This is a genomic window from Leptospira selangorensis (assembly GCF_004769405.1).
Classification (GTDB): domain Bacteria; phylum Spirochaetota; class Leptospiria; order Leptospirales; family Leptospiraceae; genus Leptospira_B; species Leptospira_B selangorensis.
On the sequence record NZ_RQES01000005.1, the window covers coordinates 234,158 to 252,580 of the forward strand.

Consider the following 18,423-nt stretch of genomic DNA (forward strand, 5'->3'; position numbering starts at 1 on the left):
TTTTCTGCCTCCGGGTTTTATCACGAAGAATATTAGAGATTTTTAACTAATCCTATGGTTCCGCCATAGTTTCCGAATTGTTCGTTGTCGGTAGTAGAGCTAAGGCTAGGCACTGCACCTGCCTCTACGATTTGGCCTCCAGAGATCGAAGGTCCTTTCACTTCTCCTACGCTAAAATAGGTAAGCTGGTAGAATCCACCGAATCGGATACCGAATGTTTCGAAAGGTTTAACTACGAAGCCTGTTTCGAAAGTCATGGTAAATCCGGAAGCTCCTGCAAAAAACCCGTCTTTCGATTTGAATGCATTAAAATCCAAACCGTTATACGCACCTGCAGTAGATCCGGTGTCTATACCGATCTGAGCTGAACTTAAAGATAAGGTTCCCCAGAAGAAGCTTGTATCTCCTCGGAAGTACCAGTTCATCCAGCTCGATATAGGGACTGCAACGCCATAATCTAAAGAGATAGTGGTGATATTATATCTAAGATCTCCGAATCCGATCGCATATCCCGAAATACCATCGGAACTTCCCGAACTAAAACCTGGAAGTTTGATCCCGAAGTTGGAATAATCTCCGCTAGTCTTTGCTTGTCCATAACCGATTGAAAATTCGTAACTTACATCATTCGAAGTGTTTAAGTTGAGAGGTCCCCAACCGTACTTTATCTTCCATTCATTAGTGGTTGTTGTAATTTTATCGGTGGTGTATCTGTTAGAAGTACTGGTAGTAGTGGTCTCCGTTGTGGACTTTTCTCCCAAAGAAGCGACGATACCTATGAACATATTATCAGATAGTTGATGAGAATATCGAATCTTCGGAAATCCTCCGCTCGGAGTAGTTTTACTATTTTCTTTGAAGAATTCAGGAGTTCCACCTAATGCGCTTCCGGCAATCCTTACACTATTTAAGATTCCGTTAATGGATTGAGGTCCGCCTTGGTTCAGACTTCCTGCGACTCCATCTAATTCTAAAATATGTAATAAACCGTTTCCGAGAGTACTACCATTTCCTGAGGAGGAGGAAGAAGAACCGGTGTCGCCGATAGGAGCTTGGTTCTGAGGTTGTTGGTTGTTCGTAGATTGATTTTTAGGTTGTCTTTGATTATTCGGAGGTGTTTGTCCGAACAAAGAAAAGCAAACTAGATAGGTTGCCAATAAAGCTAGGATCTTTTTTTTCATGAGGTGCCAGAGTAATAATTTTTTTCCCAAAACACCAATTATTCTGGAAGAGAGCAAGGAAAAAAACAAAAGACCGGAGCGGCCCCCGAAAGGGCCGCTCACGTAGTGAGAATAGTGAAGAGAATTGGATATATGTTAACTATTTACCGGGTTATTGGTACTTAGGTAACAATCCATAAATACCATACCCATATAACCGATTGAAAAGACAGATTTTTTTCACTTATTTACTGTTTTTTTAATAAGAAACCTTCAATAAGATCTTTGCTTCACGAAATAAATTTCCAGCTTCGATTGGAGTCGCAGATTTTGCGCTCATAGTTTGAAAACCATCCATGACAGGAAGTGGTTCGGAAATTTCTTGGAAGTCGGCTCTTATCTCTACAAAATCCTTAAATTTTAAACCGAGTGCTGAGAGAATTATATCAGCTTTTTTGCGAGCATCCTTCGCTGCTAATTGTAAAGCTTCTTGAGAAGCCTTTTCTAAATTTGCATCCGTTGCCTGTAATCGGATCCCTATGATTTGATTCGCTCCATTTTGTATGGATTCATCAATTAGTTTTCCTGCAGATTCTACTTTAGCTCTTATTAAAACTGTATTGGACGCTACATAACCTTTGATCTGTCGTCCTCCAGATTTAGGATATTCGTATATTGTTTGCAGACGGATTGCTTCCGTTTGTAATGAAAGTAAGGACTGCTTTTTGAGATATTTTACGAGAGTATCAGTCTTTGAAGAAGTTCTTTCATGAGCCTCTTCTGCTGTTTTAGATTCCGTTTCTACTCCGATACGGATCTCTACTAATTCCGCTGGTACTGCAACTTTGGAGAATCCGCTAACGATCAGGACTTTTTCTTGTTCTGCGAATGTGGAACCTAGGCTAGCGAATAATAATATGCACCCGAATAATATTTTTTTCATAAAAACTCCGAAGGTAAGACCTATTTCCATTCGGGAAAATTCCCGAATGGTTCGGATTTTTAGATTTTATTCCAAGTTATAAAAATTGAAATTTGTAAGAAGAATTTCTCAGTATTTTACGAATTCTTTATCAAGTTCGTCTTGGTAACGGCTAACCCGCTTTTTTAAGTTCTTCTTCCCTACATAATATTTTCCTTCTTCTTCTCGTTTCGCCTTCTCCGTAAATTTTTCGGAACGATGAGAAAGGTAAGGATGTGTCATAAAATATTCTTGGATGGGAGAAGTGGCATTTTCTTTTCCACCGCTTGCTTCTTGTAGTTTGAGGAAGGTCCTTCCCATTGCAAACGGATCATAATATTCTCTGAGCAGTAGGTCATAACCGTAGGAGTCGGCTTCATCTTCTTGATTTTTTCCGAAAGAAGGTTTTAGAAGTATGGCTGCGGTTAAATCTGCAAGCTCTCCTAGAGTAGAGGCACCGATCTTCTTCGCTAATAATTCTCCTCTCACCATGTCCATGCAGTGAGAAAGCTCTACATGGCCGATTTCATGTCCGATTACTGCGACCAATTCCGCTTCTGAATTTACCATGGAGAGAAGTCCCTTGGTTACGAATAAGACCCCACCGGGCATTGCATAGGCATTCGGAATGGAAGAATCCATTATAAAAATCCTATACTCGAATCTTTTATCTTTCCCGACAGTAAGATTGGAAACCAGACTTCTTAAATAGATCAGATCCGGATCTTTTTCATCTGCATAGGACTCGTAACGTAATGCAACTGAATCTCCTAACTTCTTCTCATCCAGATCGCTAATAGGCATAAGTTTTGTAAGAGAACGATCCAAGGTTTTGATCGGTTTTCCCAATAGTTGGAATGCGGGAGAAAGAGTGGCGGGCATTTCCACATTCGCCTTACTCTTTATCGCTAAAAATGAGATGGTGGCTCCGGACGCTAAAAGAATAACGAAGAATAATAATCGGTTACGGAGCATCTGTTTTCTCCTTATTTCCAAATTTGCCGTAAAGAGTGTTCATCAAGATCAGTATTCCCCCCACTCCTAAGAATACTAAAGCGCGAGTGATCGTGGAAGATTGAGAAAGATCCCAAAAGATCAATCTAAGTAAACATACGATCATTGCTACCAAGGATACATAACGAAAATGTTCTTTTTTCAGAATGAGTCCCATTGAGAAAACGATGAACACTTCTACCATCCATAACAGAGTTAATAAAGAAGAATCAAAACTCCAGAATAAGAAGAATGCTCCTGCTGCAAACAAAGGATAGAATATGGTATAGTCGGATCTTTGGTCCAATTTTTCGGAGAGGTTTCTGATCTTGCCGGGATAACCTTCTACTTCTATTCCTTGGAATGGAGGAAGAAGTTGGATCCTCACTAAATAAACAATCTGCAATGCGATCCCGATTAGTCCGCCTAACCATTCTTGGTTTGCCCAGTATTCAGAAGGAGTCAGTGCTGAACTGGAAATGAATGCCACATGAATACAAGAATACCAATAAAAGCAGAGAGAATAAAATCTAAATCTGGAAATTTCCCAAGAAGTTTTTAAACTGATCTGATTCAGGAAGAATGCCCAAACGACCCAGGCAACCGGCAACCATGTATTCGGAATTTCTAATGCGATGATGGCAGTGATAAATATTCCGGTTAATTCCCAGAACAAAGGCAAAAGAGAATTCCAGTAGTTTGGAGTTTCTTTTTTAGAATTCGGGCTTTTTGCCCAATATAAAAATACTCCGATGGCTAATGCTTGGATCAGGAATCTGATCTTGAAAATTCCCACATATAGTTCCGATTGAAGATGAACTAGAATATGAGCTCCTAAAAACAATCCTACGAATGTCAGTGCAAAAAATTGCCAAACGGGCCCTGCGGAATTAATAGAAGACTTCCAAGTGTTCTCCCATTCTTTCTCTCTTTCTGAGAAAAAGTTTTTTGTTTCCAAATATACCAACGAAAGAAGAAGCCAGAGTATTCCCGGTAAGAACGGAGAAAGGCTTTGGGTAGCCCAATATGCTAAGAATACGATATGTAAGGAAAGAAGTACAGCTCCTGGAGAAGAAAAATATCTGATCTTGTCTGGACTTAGTTTCACTTTGGAAAGTGGGATCATTAAGAAACAGAATAAGATCGTAGGAAGATCTCTAAGTAATACTTCCCATCTTTCCAAAGAATAAATTCTATAGATCACTTCAAAGTGTAATGCGGCGACAAAGAAGAATATTCCAACTCCTAAACCGTTCCAATTTCTGTTTTGTCGGATAACCAACAAAATGATTCCAAATGCAGGAAGATACAGCTCCGAATGTTTCCAGTCGAATAATTGGAAACAAATGGCAGATGCTAATAGCCCGGAAAAAAGACCTGCAGGAGAAATTCTATCATCTCCTCCTACTCCGTAAACATCGTCGCTTGCAGTGGAGCTTTCCTTATTTCTTATCTCATCATAGAATTGGATCAAGAATGTAAGGATGATCATTACGATCGTAGTGATGACGACTGGCCATGCTCCCAGATTCAATCCGCTGAAATACTTTATGATCAGAAGAAGAATATACCAGACCCAAGAGATATGAAGAAGCACTGCTCCTATATTCTTGAGTAGATTTTCTTTTTCTTCAGCACTCACAATAAAGAAGATAGAGAATAGAAGTGAAACATATACGTTAATCAGGAATAGATCCACTTCCCATCGAGTGAGTAATATTACTCCGATCGAAGCAAGGGCCAAGGATACTAAAGTATCAGTGAGGTAGAGCCAGCGTATATTTAACTTTTCTCGAGCGGTTCTTGCCCAGAAAAATAATCCGATCGAAACAGAGATTAGAACAGGAGGATTCCATTTGGATCCTGTCGAATACACCGATAAACCTAAGCCGATCCCTGCCCAAATGATCAAGTGAGTAATAAAAGGAAGTTTTTGGATATTTGCAGAAGAATATATTTTTCTATAATGAGCTAAGATGGATGGTATTCCGACTACAAGAGTTCCTAAAATTCCCCAGGTTCTGGAAAGAGGAGAATTTAACACATGTAATTGTTCTGTGAAATGTCCTTTATAAAGAAAATTTAAAATTAAAAAGGAGATCGCAGTTTGTATTAAATGAAATTCCCATTTAGTTCTATAAGATAAAACCACGCTAAAAGCGGAAACTCCAACTGCTAAGAAGAAGATCAAAGTGCTCAATGGAAGGATTGCCAGAGAGATTAAACTTAATACGATATGAAGACTTGCAAACTTTTGTTGAGAAGTCTGCCAAGCGAGTCCCAGGTTCACTAAAATTCCTGCAATGACTAAGATGAGCGCATAGAATTCAGACTCTATCCATTTCATTCCAGGAACGGAAACTGCAGCAATACAAGAGAATAATATGACTGCACCTGAACCGCTTCGGATCCAATATCCAATCTGCTCCCAGAATTCTTTTTTAACTAGAAGTATGGAAATAACGAATAAGCCGATTCCGATCCCTAATACCATTAAGAATCTAAAGAATGGTGACATGTTCAAGGCGGCATAAATTCCTAAGAATCCAACACCCATCACGAGTATGATTGTTCCTAAGATCCCGGTCCAATTGTTCGCGATTTGTTTTTCGAATTTTTCCCAAGCCTCTGATTTTTTAGCTATTAGTTGAGGTCCTTGTTTTATAATAGCAGGAGGTACTGCTGCAGGTTTTGGAACTTTCGGAACCGGCTTGGAAGAAGGGACTTCTTTTTTGGCTTCGGGGATTGTTTCCTTTACCAAGATAGGTTTTTCTTCTTTGATAGGCGGTTTTTTCTTTTCTGCTTGGGTTTCAGGAAGGGTAGAAGGTCCCTTCTCCTTTAATTGGTTCTCAAGATCTTGGATCCTTTCCAGGAGTCCGTTTATTTTGGATAGTAAAATGAATGGAATGATAAGGTAGAATATTCCCGCGAAGAATGCAAACAAACCGATCAAAAAATACATAATAGGTAGGCCTTTTCGAGTAACGCGTCCTTTAGGATCACAACTTTCTTAAATTTTAGAAAAAAAATGAAAGTTTTAGAAAAGTAGTTTCTAGCGTTATTTAGTCCATTAGTATTTGAGGGTTTATTCCCTTGGTGACAAAAGTTTGGAATCTTCCCTTTCACAGCTCAATATCCTCAAACAGTTTTTCGAAAGGATCGGGGACGGAGTTCTTGTATTCTCTTCTTCGGGAAATCTGATCGAAGCGAATCCTGCTGCATTACAGGTCTTGGGCTATTCTGCCAAAGAATTGAAAGAGATAGATTTTAATCTGATTTCCGATATTCGGAACGGGATCTTTGAAAGTCTCAAAAAAGAAGATAAAACAAATTGGTACTTAGGATATTTTTTACTTAAGAGTAAAGAGATCAGGACATTTTACTGCCAAGGTTTTAAGATCCAAGGTGAAACAGATTCAGAAACTACAACTTGGATCCATATTCGTTCTCCTAAACAACAAAGTGAACTTTCTAAAGAAGATATAACTCATCCGGAAATCGGATGGAGAGCTCTCGAAAAATTTTTCGATATGAATCCTTTGCCTATGGCGATCACAGAGATCGAAACAGGCAAATATCTAAAAGTAAACAGACAGTTTTGTATTCAGGTAAAATATTCCGAAGATGAAATCGTAGGCAAAAGTGCATTAGAACTTGGCTTTTGGAGTTCCGCAGAAACAAGAGCCGATATAGTAGAAGATATCAAAAAAGAAGGTTTCGTTCGAGATATAGAATTACGTTTTACGAATAAATTAGGGGAAGAATTTTGGGGACTCTTCTCCGCTCACCCTATCGAATATGCAGGTTCTTTAAAACTACTTACGATCACGGTTCCAATTACGGACAGAGTAAGAGAAGAAGTAGAAAAACAAAAACTTTTAGACGACCTAAAAGAGAACCAAGAGATCTTAAATCAGATCATCAAATTAAATCCTACCGCAATCACATTATCCAAATCTGACGGAACCTATTTGGACGCAAATGATGTGTTCTTAAGTTTGATCGGAAAAACCAATGAAGAGATCCTAGGTAAGTCTCCTGCCGATCTAGGCGTTTATTACGATCTAAGTGATAGAGAGATTATACGTGGGCTTCTAATCCAAAAAGGTGCAGTGGATAATCTAGAAGTGAAGATGGGGACGGCCGACGGAAAGATCCGGTCTATTCTATTTTCAGCTAGAGTGATAGATGCAGGCGGTGAAAAAAAGATCTTAGCTGTAGGTCACGACATTACTCATATCAAAGAAGCACAATCTGACTTGGAAAATCTTGCGACTGAACTTGAAAAGAGTAAGGAACTTTTCCAAAGATTATTCCAATTAATACCTTCGGCGGTTGTTCTTACGGATTTGGTCTCTAGAAAGATCATAGATGTGAACGAAAGATTTTTAGAACTTATAAAACTCAAAAGATCGGAAGTGATCGGAAAGCTCACTACTGATATTAAGATCTGGGACTATGATCCGGATAGAAGGGCTGAAATTTATAAAAATCTGGATGAGAAGGGAGAAGTCAGTAATATAGAAACGGTCTTCAGAACGGCAGATGGAATAGGGATGCCCGTTCTATATTCCGGAAGGATCGTAAAATTAAACGGAAGACCTCATGTTATTTCTCTCGCAACTGATATCAGAGAACGTCTAGAAGCGGAAGAAGAAACCAGAAGATTGAACGCAGAGGTCCGACATAATAAGGAGCTCTTTGAGAAAATTTTCCAAATGAATCCTGCCGCGGTTTCTCTTTCGGATCTGGAAACCGGAACCTACAGAGAGATCAACCAAGAATATTGCGAACTGATTGGATATACTAGAGAACAGATCATAGGAAAAACTTCCTTCGAGTTAGGGATATGGAAAGGTCCTTTAGATAGGGCAAAGATCCGTAAAGAATTAGAAGAATTCGGTTGGTCTAAAAATATAGAAGCAACCATCAATCGATCGGATAATACCGAAAGACATGTGATTTCGGGAAATAGGGTATTTAAGATCGGAGATAAGATGATGCTTTTGGCTCTTCTTATTGATGTTACGGATAAGAAAAAAGTGGAACAAGAAAGAGATCAGTATCTTCTACAACTAGAAGAAAGTAAGGATCTTTTCGAAAAAGTATTCGATCTAAACCCGGACACTATTTGTATTTCCGATCTGGAAACAGGCAAGTATATCAGTGTGAACTCGATGTTCTACGACTTATTCGGATATACAAAAGAAGAAGCAATAGGAAAGAACTCTGTAGATCTAGGAATTTGGCCTGATCCAAATCTAAAACGTAAATTAATCAACCAAATGAAAGAAGAAGGAATATTAAGAGATCTTGATATTCCATTTATTAGAAAAGACGGAAGTATTGTAGATTCAATTTTTTCAGGCCGTATCGTAAACTTAGTAGGAAGACCGGCGATAGTTGCGATTACAAAAGACAATACGGCTGGAAAAGCGGCAGCGAGGGAAAAAGAAGAAGAGAACTTAAAAGTTTCTGAACAGGCAAGAGTTCTTTTGAACATGGCGACCGATCCTGATTTTGCTTCAGGCAATATTTCCGCAGGTTTAAATAATATAGTCAAAATGTGCACGGAAACATTGGGTTGTGATCGTGCATCTATCTGGCTTTTTTCCGATAGAGAAAAAACAATCTGGTCTTTGGTCTCAGGATGGGATCAAAAATTTCTATCTTATATGGATCCATCCATAATGGATCTAAAAGAATATCCGAAATATTTCGCTTCGATGAAGACCGAAAGATTAGTGGATGCATACGATGTGTTGAACGATCCAAGAACTTCTGAATTTGCGGAGTCTTATAGTATTCCTCTTGAGATCCAATCCTTATTAAATGCTCCTATCTTTTTAAGAGGCGGAATTTACGGAGCCATTTGTTTAGAACATAGAGGTGCTCTTCGCAGATGGAAAGGTTTCGAGCAACAATTCGTAGTCACAGTTGCTGAACAAGTCACTCAACTAATATTAAATTCCGAAAGAAGAGAAGCTAAAGAAGAACTAGAAAATGCGGTTCGTATCCGAACTTCAGAGTTGGCTTCCGCTTTGGATAATTTGAAAAAAACTCAGGACCAACTTATCCTTTCCGAAAAAATGGCGGCGCTCGGACAGTTGGTTGCAGGTATCGCTCATGAGATCAATAATCCATTAGGAGCAATCTCAGCTTTGAGCGGCGAATTAAGGGCTTATTTAGATTCTTCCCCTGAACGTTTGAAAAAATTGGGTCCATTCTTTGCCGAAGCAGAACCAAGTTATATTAAACGATTATCCGAGTTTATTCGTGCAGGAATTTCAAATAAGGAAATTCAGGTCTCAAGAGAAGAAAGAAGGAATGTTCTCAAAAAATTAAAGAATACTCTAGGCGAACTTGGTTTTGAAAATTCATACGATCTTGCCGACAGACTGATGGATGTAGGCTTGTATCATTCTACTGAAGAATTCCCTGAAATTTTCGAAGCCAAAACAAATCTTGCTCTCTTGGATTTTGCGATCGAAGAGATCCAAACATATAAGAATGCAGCATCCATTCGTTTGGCGGTAGATAGAACTTCTAAAATAGTTTATGCTCTTAAAAGTTTTGCTCATATCGATTCTGGCGAAGGTAAGATCGAAACTGATCTTGCAGAGAATATAGAGACTGTTCTTACAATCTATCATAACCAGATCAAGAACGGAGTCGAAGTAGAATTGGATTTCCAAGCGAGACCGATCATCCATGCTTATCCGGATGATTTGATCCAGGTTTGGACAAACTTAATTTACAATTCCCTTCAGGCCATGCAGTTCAAAGGAAAGATCAAAATTTCGATTTTGGATTCTGACTCTGATGTTTCCGTTTTGATTTCAGACAATGGTCCAGGTATCCCTGCGGATATTAAATCTAAAATATTCGATCCTTTTTATACCACCAAGGCTCCTGGAGAAGGAAGCGGTCTGGGTCTGGATATTTCCAGAAGGATCGTTTTAAAACATGGAGGAAGAATAGAATTCAACTCCAAGCCAGGAAAGACGGTATTTAAGGTACTTCTTCCTAAGACTTGAATTAGGTTTTAAAGAATTCTACTTCTTTTTTCAAAGAGCTTGCCTGATGAGCAAGCTTCTCTGCAAGAGAATCAATATCGTTTACTATTCCGTTCAAAAACTCAGTAGCTTCTGAAATACTTCCGATCGTCTTAGAAAATTCCAAAGAAGTCTGGGATTGTTCTTTAGTATGATTTCGGATCTCCTCTGCAGATCGGATCAGTTCAGAAAACGCATTTTTTACCTGAGCGCTTGCCACCAATTGTGATTCAGATAAGGAAGAAACTTGTAATATTCTTTCGGAAGTATTTTGAGCAGTGTCGCCTATTCTTCTGAAAGCAACTTCCGTATTTCCTAAAACTTCTCTTCCAGAGTTGGTTGCCTTTACCGCTTCTGCCAATGTTGCCCGGATCCTTTTTGCATTCTCTTGGGTTTGTTCTCCCAATTTGGAGATCTCTTGGGCGACTACCGCAAAACCTTTCCCTGCTTCTCCTGCGCGAGCGGCTTCGATCGCAGCATTCAAGGAAAGAAGTCCGATCCTATCAGTAATCTCATGGATTACATTCACGCTCGCTTCCATTTTAGCAGTATTGGATTCTATCTCTGCCATTGCATCTCGAGTGGATTGTAAAGCGGATTCTCCATTAGAAGTTTCTAATCTCATTCTTTCCGCGTCGTTTTTTGTATCCATCAGTGAAGTATGAACATTTCGGATCCTATCCTCTAGTTCAGCGAGAGATGCAGATGCCTGTTTTACAGTATCTGATTGGCTCTCTGCTCTAGAAGAAGTGGATTGAATAGATGCAGCAATTTCTTCCACCCCAGAACTCATTTGTTCCGTAGAAGCAGCCTGTTCTTGCATTTTTATCGAAAGATCTTTTGTTTTTTCTTCTAAAACCTTGGAGCTCTGAGAAAGTTTTTCTGATTCTTTGATTACGGTTTTAACGACGATCCTAAGTCGTTTCACAAAATCATTTAACATCTTGCTACTTCTTCCTAACTCATCCGTAGAAACCATAGGAAGTAGGATATCTAACTCACCTTGGGACATCTCAGTAAATGCGTTCATCATATTTTTAGAGTTCCTGCGAATGCTAGAAGCTAACAGGTATGAAGAAATAGTGAGAGTGATCACCATAAAAAGTATGGTGAGAGAAAGAGCTAAAGTAACATCTCCCAATTTTAGCCAACCGGAAGTCTCCTCAACTAATAGATAACCGAAGATCACAACGGGTAATAAAGAGATGGACGCAATTGTAGAAATAATCCGCGCAAAAATAGAAACCTTACGAATATCTTTTTCTTCTAATGGAAGCCCATTCAATCTATCCGACTCCAATACTTCCGAGAGTACGGACTCAGTTAAAAAGAAATGTGAAATTCCCAAAGGAGGATAAATGATCAGAGGTAATAGTAAGAATGGAGCTGATTCGAAAAATTCCGGGATAAAGAAAAAATGCATTAATTTCCATGCAGCGGGAATTCCGTAACTCCATTGCACGATATAAAACGCCGTATTAAAAAGTGGGAAGTTTAGAAGTTTTTTCTTAACTTCTACTTTTCCTTTTGTGTTTAGCTTTTCCCAATTATTGGGTTCCAGGTTGGACAAAAGCCTTCCCAAATACAAAAATCGTATTGTGGGAACAATATAAGAGGTGGTAAGTACAACAGTGGAGGATCCGATCAAGGCGATCGCCTTATTGAAGTCATACGCTCCTGCTGCTATAATGAATAGAACTGCCAAAGGAACGGCAAGAATGGAAGTTAATAGCTCCAGACCTAAAGTCAGTCTCCATCTGAGTTTTCTAGATTCTCCCCTCGTCATTTCCGTTCTTTCCCTTTTTTTGATTTGAAAGAAGCATAAGGCTTCAAGATATTTCATGACAATGAGACGCAGATCGCTTTTATCATCCACCCCTTTGTTGATTTTACTGTTTGGATTCTTTTACATCGATTTTGCAATTTATGGAAAAAGTCAGTCAACCGACACAGCTTCGCCTTCTAGTATCCAATCGGGGCCTATGTTAGGTTACTCGACTCATAAAGAAGTGAAAATTTGGGTCCAGACTAAGAATCCTTCTAAAGTATATGCGAAATATTTTATTTCCGGAAGCCCGGAGCAAAGCCAAATAACTCGAGAAGTGAATACGGAACATCATAAAGGAAATGTCGCTCATCTGATCGCAGATGTGTTGGAACCCGGAAAAATATACGAATATATACTTTATATAAACGGAAAGTACCAAGAACCTAAGTCGGAGCAAAAATTTAGAACGCAACCTATTTGGATAGGCAAACAAAGCGGACCACCCGATATCAAATTCGCTCTGGGAAGTTGTGCATTTGTTAACGATCCTAAATATGATACACAAGCAAAACCATATGGAGGAGAATATTTTATCTACAAATCCATCTCGGCTCAAAAGCCGGACTTTATGCTTTGGATGGGAGATAATATTTATTTAAGAGAACCCGATTGGGAATCTAGGACAGGTTTCATTTATCGTTATACTGAGCAAAGATCCTTGGCGGAACTCCAACCGTTGCTCGCGAATGTTCACCATTATGCAGTTTGGGATGATCATGATTGGGGGCCTAATGATGGGGATGCTTCCTTTTGGATGGGAGCTACCGCCGAAGAAATTTTCAAACTATTCTGGGCGAATCCGAACTATTCGAAAAAAGGAATATACGGATCTTTCACTTGGGGAGATGCACAATTCTTTTTGATGGACGATCGTAGTTTTAGGACTGCGAATGATAATAAAACAGGATCCAGATTATTTTTCGGAGAAGAACAATTAGATTGGTTGGTGAACGGTTTGGCATTCTCCAAAGCGACTTTTAAGTTTGTGGTAGTAGGGGGCCAGGTCTTAAATCCGTTATCCGTTTTTGAAAATTATTCTACATATGCGGAAGAAAGGGAAAAACTTCTTTCCAAAATCGCCAAATTGAAGATAAAAAACCTGATATTTTTAACGGGAGATAGACATTTTACGGAATTATCATATATCCAGGAAGGATTCGAGTATCCAGTATATGATTTTACGGTTTCACCTTTAACTTCTTCTACTCATGCACCGATTACTGAAAAAAATCCTTTGAGGATCGAAGGTACAATGGTGGATGATAAAAGGAATTTTGGAACTATAGAAATTACAGGTCCTTTAAAACAAAGGAGCTTAGTGTTTAGAATTTTTGATTCTTCCGGAAAAGAACTTTGGTCCAGGGATATTAAGGCCAAATGAAAATCCAAAAGTTTATGTTATATCTTATCTCGGTTATATTCATCATTTTTCTGGGGCTTTTCGGGTTATTGTATTCGAACCAGGACAAACTGATCTTCTTTCCGGAAATTCTACCCGAGGACTTTCATTTCTCATTTTCTTATACATTTCAGGAAGTTTCTTTGGAGTTGGAAGACGGAGAGAAGATATATGCATTATTCTTCCCTGCCCAAGGACCTTCAAAAGGTACTGTTCTGTATTTTCATGGAAACGCAGGAAGTTTAAGAAGTTGGGGCGGAGTTGCAGAGGACTTTGTTCCGAGAGGCTGGGACCTTCTCATGACCGATTATAGGGGTTATGGTAAAAGTAGAGCCAAACTAACCGAGAAAGGAATGTACCAGGATGCAGAACGCTGGTACGAATATCTGAAAACGGATAAATTAAAAAAAGAGAATGAGATCATTCTTTATGGAAGATCCATCGGGACCGGAGTTGTTGTGGATTTAGGAACTAAAACGAATCCTGGCTATATTATATTAGAAACTCCTTATACTTCCTTGGCGGATCTCGCAAAGGAATATTATCCATTTGTGCCTGAATGGTTTTTGGCTTATTCTCTTAAATCGGAGGATAAGATCGGAAAATTACATTCGCCGGTCAGTATCATTCATGGGAATGAAGACGAGATTGTTCCTTTTAGACAAGGAAAGAAATTATTCAAAACCGCTTTGGAATCCGGAATAAAGATAGAATTTTTGGAAATAGAAGGGGGAAATCATAATAATCTCTCCTTCTATCCTGAATACCAAAAGGGGTTGGCTAATATTTTAGAGTCGGTCCATCTAAACCGAAGAAAATCAAACTCTCAGAGATAATCCGGAAATAAAACTTTTAGTTTTGCAACTGTGTCCGGATTTCTTCTCTCAGGAGCAGTAATGATAGAATACTTAGTGCTATTCTTCAGGCTCAAATCGTCTCCATTTCCAAGAGAAGGGATCAAAGCGCTCAAAAGTTTTTTAGCATTCTCTGCATTCTTTCCTAAGTTTGCCATTACCATTTCTGCAGTGACTGCTTCTTCATTCTCTCTCCAACAATCATAATCTGTGGACATACAGACCATTTGGTAAGCGATCTCGGCTTCTCTTGCAAGTTTAGCTTCCGGAAGAACACTCATATTAATGATATCTCCGCCCCAAGAACGATACATATGAGATTCAGCTCTTGTGGAGAATAAAGGACCTTCCATACAAACCAAAGTTTTGTTTTGGTGGATTGGAAGATTTACTTTTGCAGCAGCTTTATTAATTCTATCGCTTAAGTTTTGGGAAAAAGGATCAGCGAAAGGAGCATGAGCCACCACGCCTTTTCCGAAAAATGTAGACTCTCTTCCTCTGGTCCTGTCTATGATCTGACTTGGAAGCACAAAGTCCAAAGGTTTGATCTCTTCTCTCAAACTTCCGACGGAACTGAATGCTACGATCTCTTCTACACCTAAAATTTTAAGTGCACAGATATTTGCCTTCATAGGCACTTCGTGAGGCATAATAAAATGTCCCACACCATGTCGAGGGAGAAATGCGATTAATTTGTCGTGGATCTTTCCGATCTTGATCGTGTCGGAAGGTTTGCCCCAAGGAGTTTCCGGAAGAACTTCCTCTACAAGTTCCATTCCATCCAGACTATAGAGACCTGTGCCTCCGATAACTGCAGCTTTTACTTTAGTCCCCATATCTTCTCCTCTCGATTGGAATAAATTCCATATATCGAAATATGGGTCCGATTGTAAAGAAGAAGGAAACGAAAAGGTTTTAGGAATTATTGCTCAATACTTTTAGTTCAGAAGCCTTCGTTTTGATCCGATCAATTTCCGAGTTTAAGTTGGCTGAATCCTCGTTAATCTCATTAATATCTTTTTCTAATTGGGACATGGTCCGTATCATTTCCTTTTGCCCTAAGGATTGTTCTTTTTCGGATTCATGGATCTCATTCGAAACCGATTTGATACTTTCCAATTCACTTAAGAACTTACGGATAATGTTTCTCTGTTCCAGATAAAGTTTATTCATCTGGACGATCCTATCAGAAGTTTCCAGGATCTTAAATTTTTGTTTTTCAGTCAGATCTCCGGTTTCTGCAGAAGCGCTTTTTGCTTCTTGGATAAAACTCTGGGACTGCCTCACGATTGCTGAAATGGATTTTGCATTTTCTGAAGTGAAGTCCGCGAGTTTGCTGACCTCGTTTGCTACTACTGCAAATCCTCTTCCTGCTTCTCCTGCGCGGGCCGCCTCGATAGACGCGTTCAACGCGAGAAGGTTTGTTTTATCCGCAATTTCTCCCATGATTTGGTTGATCTGATCTACTTTGTCAAAGGAACCTGCAATGTCTGCCAAATAGGATTTTGTTTTTTCAGCGGCGATGGTAACATTCTCCATATCCGCCTTATTATCATTTGCGAATGTAGAAAGTGCTTCGCTATACCCCGTGATGTTTGAAACTATTTCCCCTAACTTTTTCGAATCATCCGCAAGCTCACCCAAACTTGCATTTTGTGATTTGATAGATCTAGAAGTATTTGTAGAGGCAGCGGAAAGTTCTTCTAATACAGCGTTGACTTCTTCCAAAGCTGCGGCTTGAGATTCCATCTTTTCTCCTGTCCGATTGATGAACTGAGCGAATTTAACGATAGAATCCTCTAAACTAATTGCAGAATCTTTAATGATTGTTTGGTTCTCACTTAACTTTTCGAGTAAATCTTTGGAATCGGTGTAGAGGCGATTTCCTTCTACAGTTAACCTTAAGAACAATCTCATTAGTTGGGCAAGTATCACGCTCGCAACAAATATGAATGCAATCTTGATTATCTCAGTAGAACCGCTCAGGTTATAGGGAAGTTTTGCTGCTTCCGGATCATTTACAAACCCTACTCCGTTCTGGAGTGCACATATAAGAGCGATGATAGCGCCTGCGGTGGAGAATGCTCCCACTATCAAAACGAAGATCCTTTCTCCTAAAAGGCAGGAGTAGATCATTATATAAAAATAAATGAAGAATAATACGACGTTCTTTAAAGTTCCGGCCGCCACATCAGGAGAAACAAAAGTATCTAAGATTAATGTGGCGCTTAGAACATTCACATCGAATAACACGAAAAGTTTGTGGAATCCGATGGACATATTCCTTTTGCGATTCACCGCAAAATTGAAGATACAGTAAAGGCCCATGAAAGCTGTGCCGCCTGCATGGACCATAAATTGTAGAGGCTGGAAACTTTTATAAGCTCCGGCTAAAGAAATGATAAAAAGTAAGACTAGGCCCAATCGTATTCTGTTAATAACGATAGCACCGTTCTTCCAGATCTGTAGGATCGTGGACTCCGTTTTTAGCTGGGAAGTTTCCATTCTTACCTCGATTAAGAGGAATAGACGGAATTTCCCTAGTCAGACTAACGTTGGTGTTCTTTTATTCGGAAGAATGTCCGCTCAGTACTCTTAACTCTGAAGCCTGGCTATTGATCTTGTCGATCTCAGTGTTTAGTTTAGTGGATTCTTCACTGATCTCGTTTATGTCTTTTTCCAACTGACTCATTGTTTTCATCAATTCGTTCTGGCCAAGAGTTTGCTCTTTGGTGGATTCCAGAATATCCGTGGAAGCAGACTTGATCGTATCCAATTCATTTAAGAAACTTTTAAGAATAAATTTTTGTTCCTTATAGAGTTCGTTCATTTGGACAATACGATCGGTTGTCTGGATCAATTTGAATTTTTGTTTTTCGGTAAGATCTCCGGTTTCTGCGGAAGCGACCTTTGCTTCATTGATAAAACTTTGGGATTGTTTCACGATAGAAGAAATGGATTTTGCATTTTCAGAAGTGAAGTCCGCGAGTTTACTGACCTCGTTTGCTACCACTGCAAATCCTCTTCCTGCGACACCTGCTCTTGCTGCTTCTATGGATGCGTTCAATGCGAGAAGGTTCGTTTTATCCGCAATCTCTCCCATGATCTGGTTGATCTCATCTACTCTGTTGAATGAATTTGCAATATCCGCGAGATAAGAATTCGTTCTCTCAGCGGCGATAGTAACATTCTCCATATCCGCTTTGTTCTCTTCTGCAAATACGGAAAGTGTTTCACTGTATTCAGTAATATCTCCGATGATCCCTCCCAGCTTTTGAGAGTTCGAAGAAAGCCCCGAAATACTTTCATTCTGAGTTTCAATCGACTGAGTATTATTAATAGAAGAAGCGGAAAGTTCTTCTAATACGGCGTTGACTTCTTCCAAAGCGGCGGCCTGGGATTCCATCTTCTCCCCGGTCCTTGCAATATAACCTGCAAATTCTTTAATAGATGTTTCTAAGTTTTCTGCTGAGTTGCGAATGATGTTTTGGTTATCTTTGATTTGAGTTAAGAATACTTGGGATTCTCCAAATAATCTAGAACCTTCTGCAGTTAGATTTTCGAATAATCTCATCAATTGATATAGGATCACGCTTGCAGTGATCATAAAACCGATCTTTACGATTTGAACAGAGAAGATCAGAGTGTCAGGATCTTTAGACTTGCTTGCATTCTCAGTTAATACCAGGCCACTTTTCCAGCCTACATAAAGTGCGATTGCAACTCCGATGGCGGTCAATAAGCCGACAAGAAGTACGAATTTTTTTTCTCCCAATAAAGAAGAATAGATCATTATATAAAAATAAATGAAGAATAGGATCATGTTTGCAAGGGTATCTCTCGCCACTATCGGACCGATACTACAGTCAGCAGCCATGATCGCAGAAAGAATGATTACGTCCAAAATCACTAATGTCTTTTGGAATCCGATCCCGACTCTTCCTCCTCTCGCTAGGAAAAATTCGAAGATACAATATAGTGCCATCAAACCTGTTCCGACAGAATGGGCAATTACCTGAGTAGGATGGTTTGTTTTAGAAACTCCGATCAGGGTTAGAATAAAAAGAACCACTAGTCCTAAGCGGATCCGGTTGATAACAATAGCACCGTTCGTCCAAATTTTTGCTATAGACGATTCTTTAGAGATCGCGGAATTTACCATGGAATTCATCA

At 39.3% G+C, this 18,423-nt stretch carries 11 protein-coding genes; 3 read left to right on the forward strand and 8 right to left on the reverse strand.

Annotated features, from left to right (window positions below; genetic code table 11):
* Nucleotides 1-32: 32 nt before the first annotated feature.
* The 4 genes from EHO58_RS02700 to EHO58_RS02715 form a co-directional block, all read right to left on the reverse strand.
* Complete coding sequence (locus tag EHO58_RS02700; RefSeq protein ID WP_167483174.1) at nt 33-1,181, reverse strand: hypothetical protein; 1,149 nt, start codon at nt 1,179-1,181, stop codon at nt 33-35.
* Nucleotides 1,182-1,419: 238 nt separating this feature from the next.
* Complete coding sequence (locus tag EHO58_RS02705) at nt 1,420-2,103, reverse strand: SIMPL domain-containing protein (protein ID WP_135627850.1); 684 nt, start codon at nt 2,101-2,103, stop codon at nt 1,420-1,422.
* Nucleotides 2,104-2,211: 108 nt separating this feature from the next.
* Nucleotides 2,212-3,096, reverse strand: a complete 885-nt coding sequence (locus EHO58_RS02710; RefSeq protein WP_135678449.1) for a M48 family metallopeptidase — start codon at nt 3,094-3,096, stop codon at nt 2,212-2,214.
* Nucleotides 3,086-6,076: a DUF2339 domain-containing protein gene (locus EHO58_RS02715; RefSeq protein ID WP_135678452.1), complete on the reverse strand. Its 2,991-nt coding sequence runs from the start codon at nt 6,074-6,076 to the stop codon at nt 3,086-3,088. The genes EHO58_RS02710 and EHO58_RS02715 overlap by 11 nt, the downstream gene beginning before the upstream one ends.
* 145 nt (nt 6,077-6,221) lie before the next feature.
* On the opposite strand from EHO58_RS02715, the gene EHO58_RS02720 reads away from it, so the two are divergent.
* Nucleotides 6,222-10,151, forward strand: a complete 3,930-nt coding sequence (locus EHO58_RS02720) for a PAS domain S-box protein (RefSeq protein ID WP_135678454.1) — start codon at nt 6,222-6,224, stop codon at nt 10,149-10,151.
* A gap of 1 nt (nt 10,152) precedes the next feature.
* Here the strand turns inward: EHO58_RS02720 and EHO58_RS02725 are convergent, their stop codons facing one another.
* A complete protein-coding gene (locus EHO58_RS02725) occupies nt 10,153-11,955 on the reverse strand; it encodes a methyl-accepting chemotaxis protein (RefSeq protein WP_167483175.1) in 1,803 nt (600 codons plus the stop codon).
* Nucleotides 11,956-12,016: 61 nt separating this feature from the next.
* Between EHO58_RS02725 and EHO58_RS02730 the strand changes: the two genes are divergently transcribed.
* Both EHO58_RS02730 and EHO58_RS02735 read left to right on the forward strand, forming a co-directional pair.
* Nucleotides 12,017-13,378 (forward strand): alkaline phosphatase D family protein, encoded by a 1,362-nt coding sequence (locus tag EHO58_RS02730; protein ID WP_425269423.1) that lies wholly within the window; start codon nt 12,017-12,019, stop codon nt 13,376-13,378.
* Entirely contained in the window at nt 13,375-14,232 is an 858-nt protein-coding gene (locus tag EHO58_RS02735; RefSeq protein ID WP_135678458.1) for an alpha/beta hydrolase, read from the forward strand. Before EHO58_RS02730 ends, EHO58_RS02735 begins: the two co-directional genes overlap by 4 nt.
* Here the strand turns inward: EHO58_RS02735 and mtnP are convergent.
* The 3 genes from mtnP to EHO58_RS02750 all read right to left on the reverse strand — a co-directional run bounded on the left by mtnP (nt 14,223) and on the right by EHO58_RS02750 (nt 18,412).
* Nucleotides 14,223-15,086 (reverse strand): S-methyl-5'-thioadenosine phosphorylase, encoded by an 864-nt coding sequence (gene mtnP / locus EHO58_RS02740; protein ID WP_100722441.1) that lies wholly within the window; start codon nt 15,084-15,086, stop codon nt 14,223-14,225. The two genes, EHO58_RS02735 and mtnP, sit on opposite strands and share 10 nt — an antisense overlap.
* Before the next feature lie 79 nt (nt 15,087-15,165).
* Nucleotides 15,166-16,755 carry a methyl-accepting chemotaxis protein gene (locus EHO58_RS02745; protein ID WP_135678460.1) on the reverse strand — a complete coding sequence of 530 codons (1,590 nt, stop codon included), beginning with the start codon at nt 16,753-16,755 and terminating at the stop codon, nt 15,166-15,168.
* Nucleotides 16,756-16,816: 61 nt separating this feature from the next.
* A complete protein-coding gene (locus EHO58_RS02750) occupies nt 16,817-18,412 on the reverse strand; it encodes a methyl-accepting chemotaxis protein (RefSeq protein ID WP_208728715.1) in 1,596 nt (531 codons plus the stop codon).
* Between the last annotated feature and the right edge of the window lie 11 nt (nt 18,413-18,423).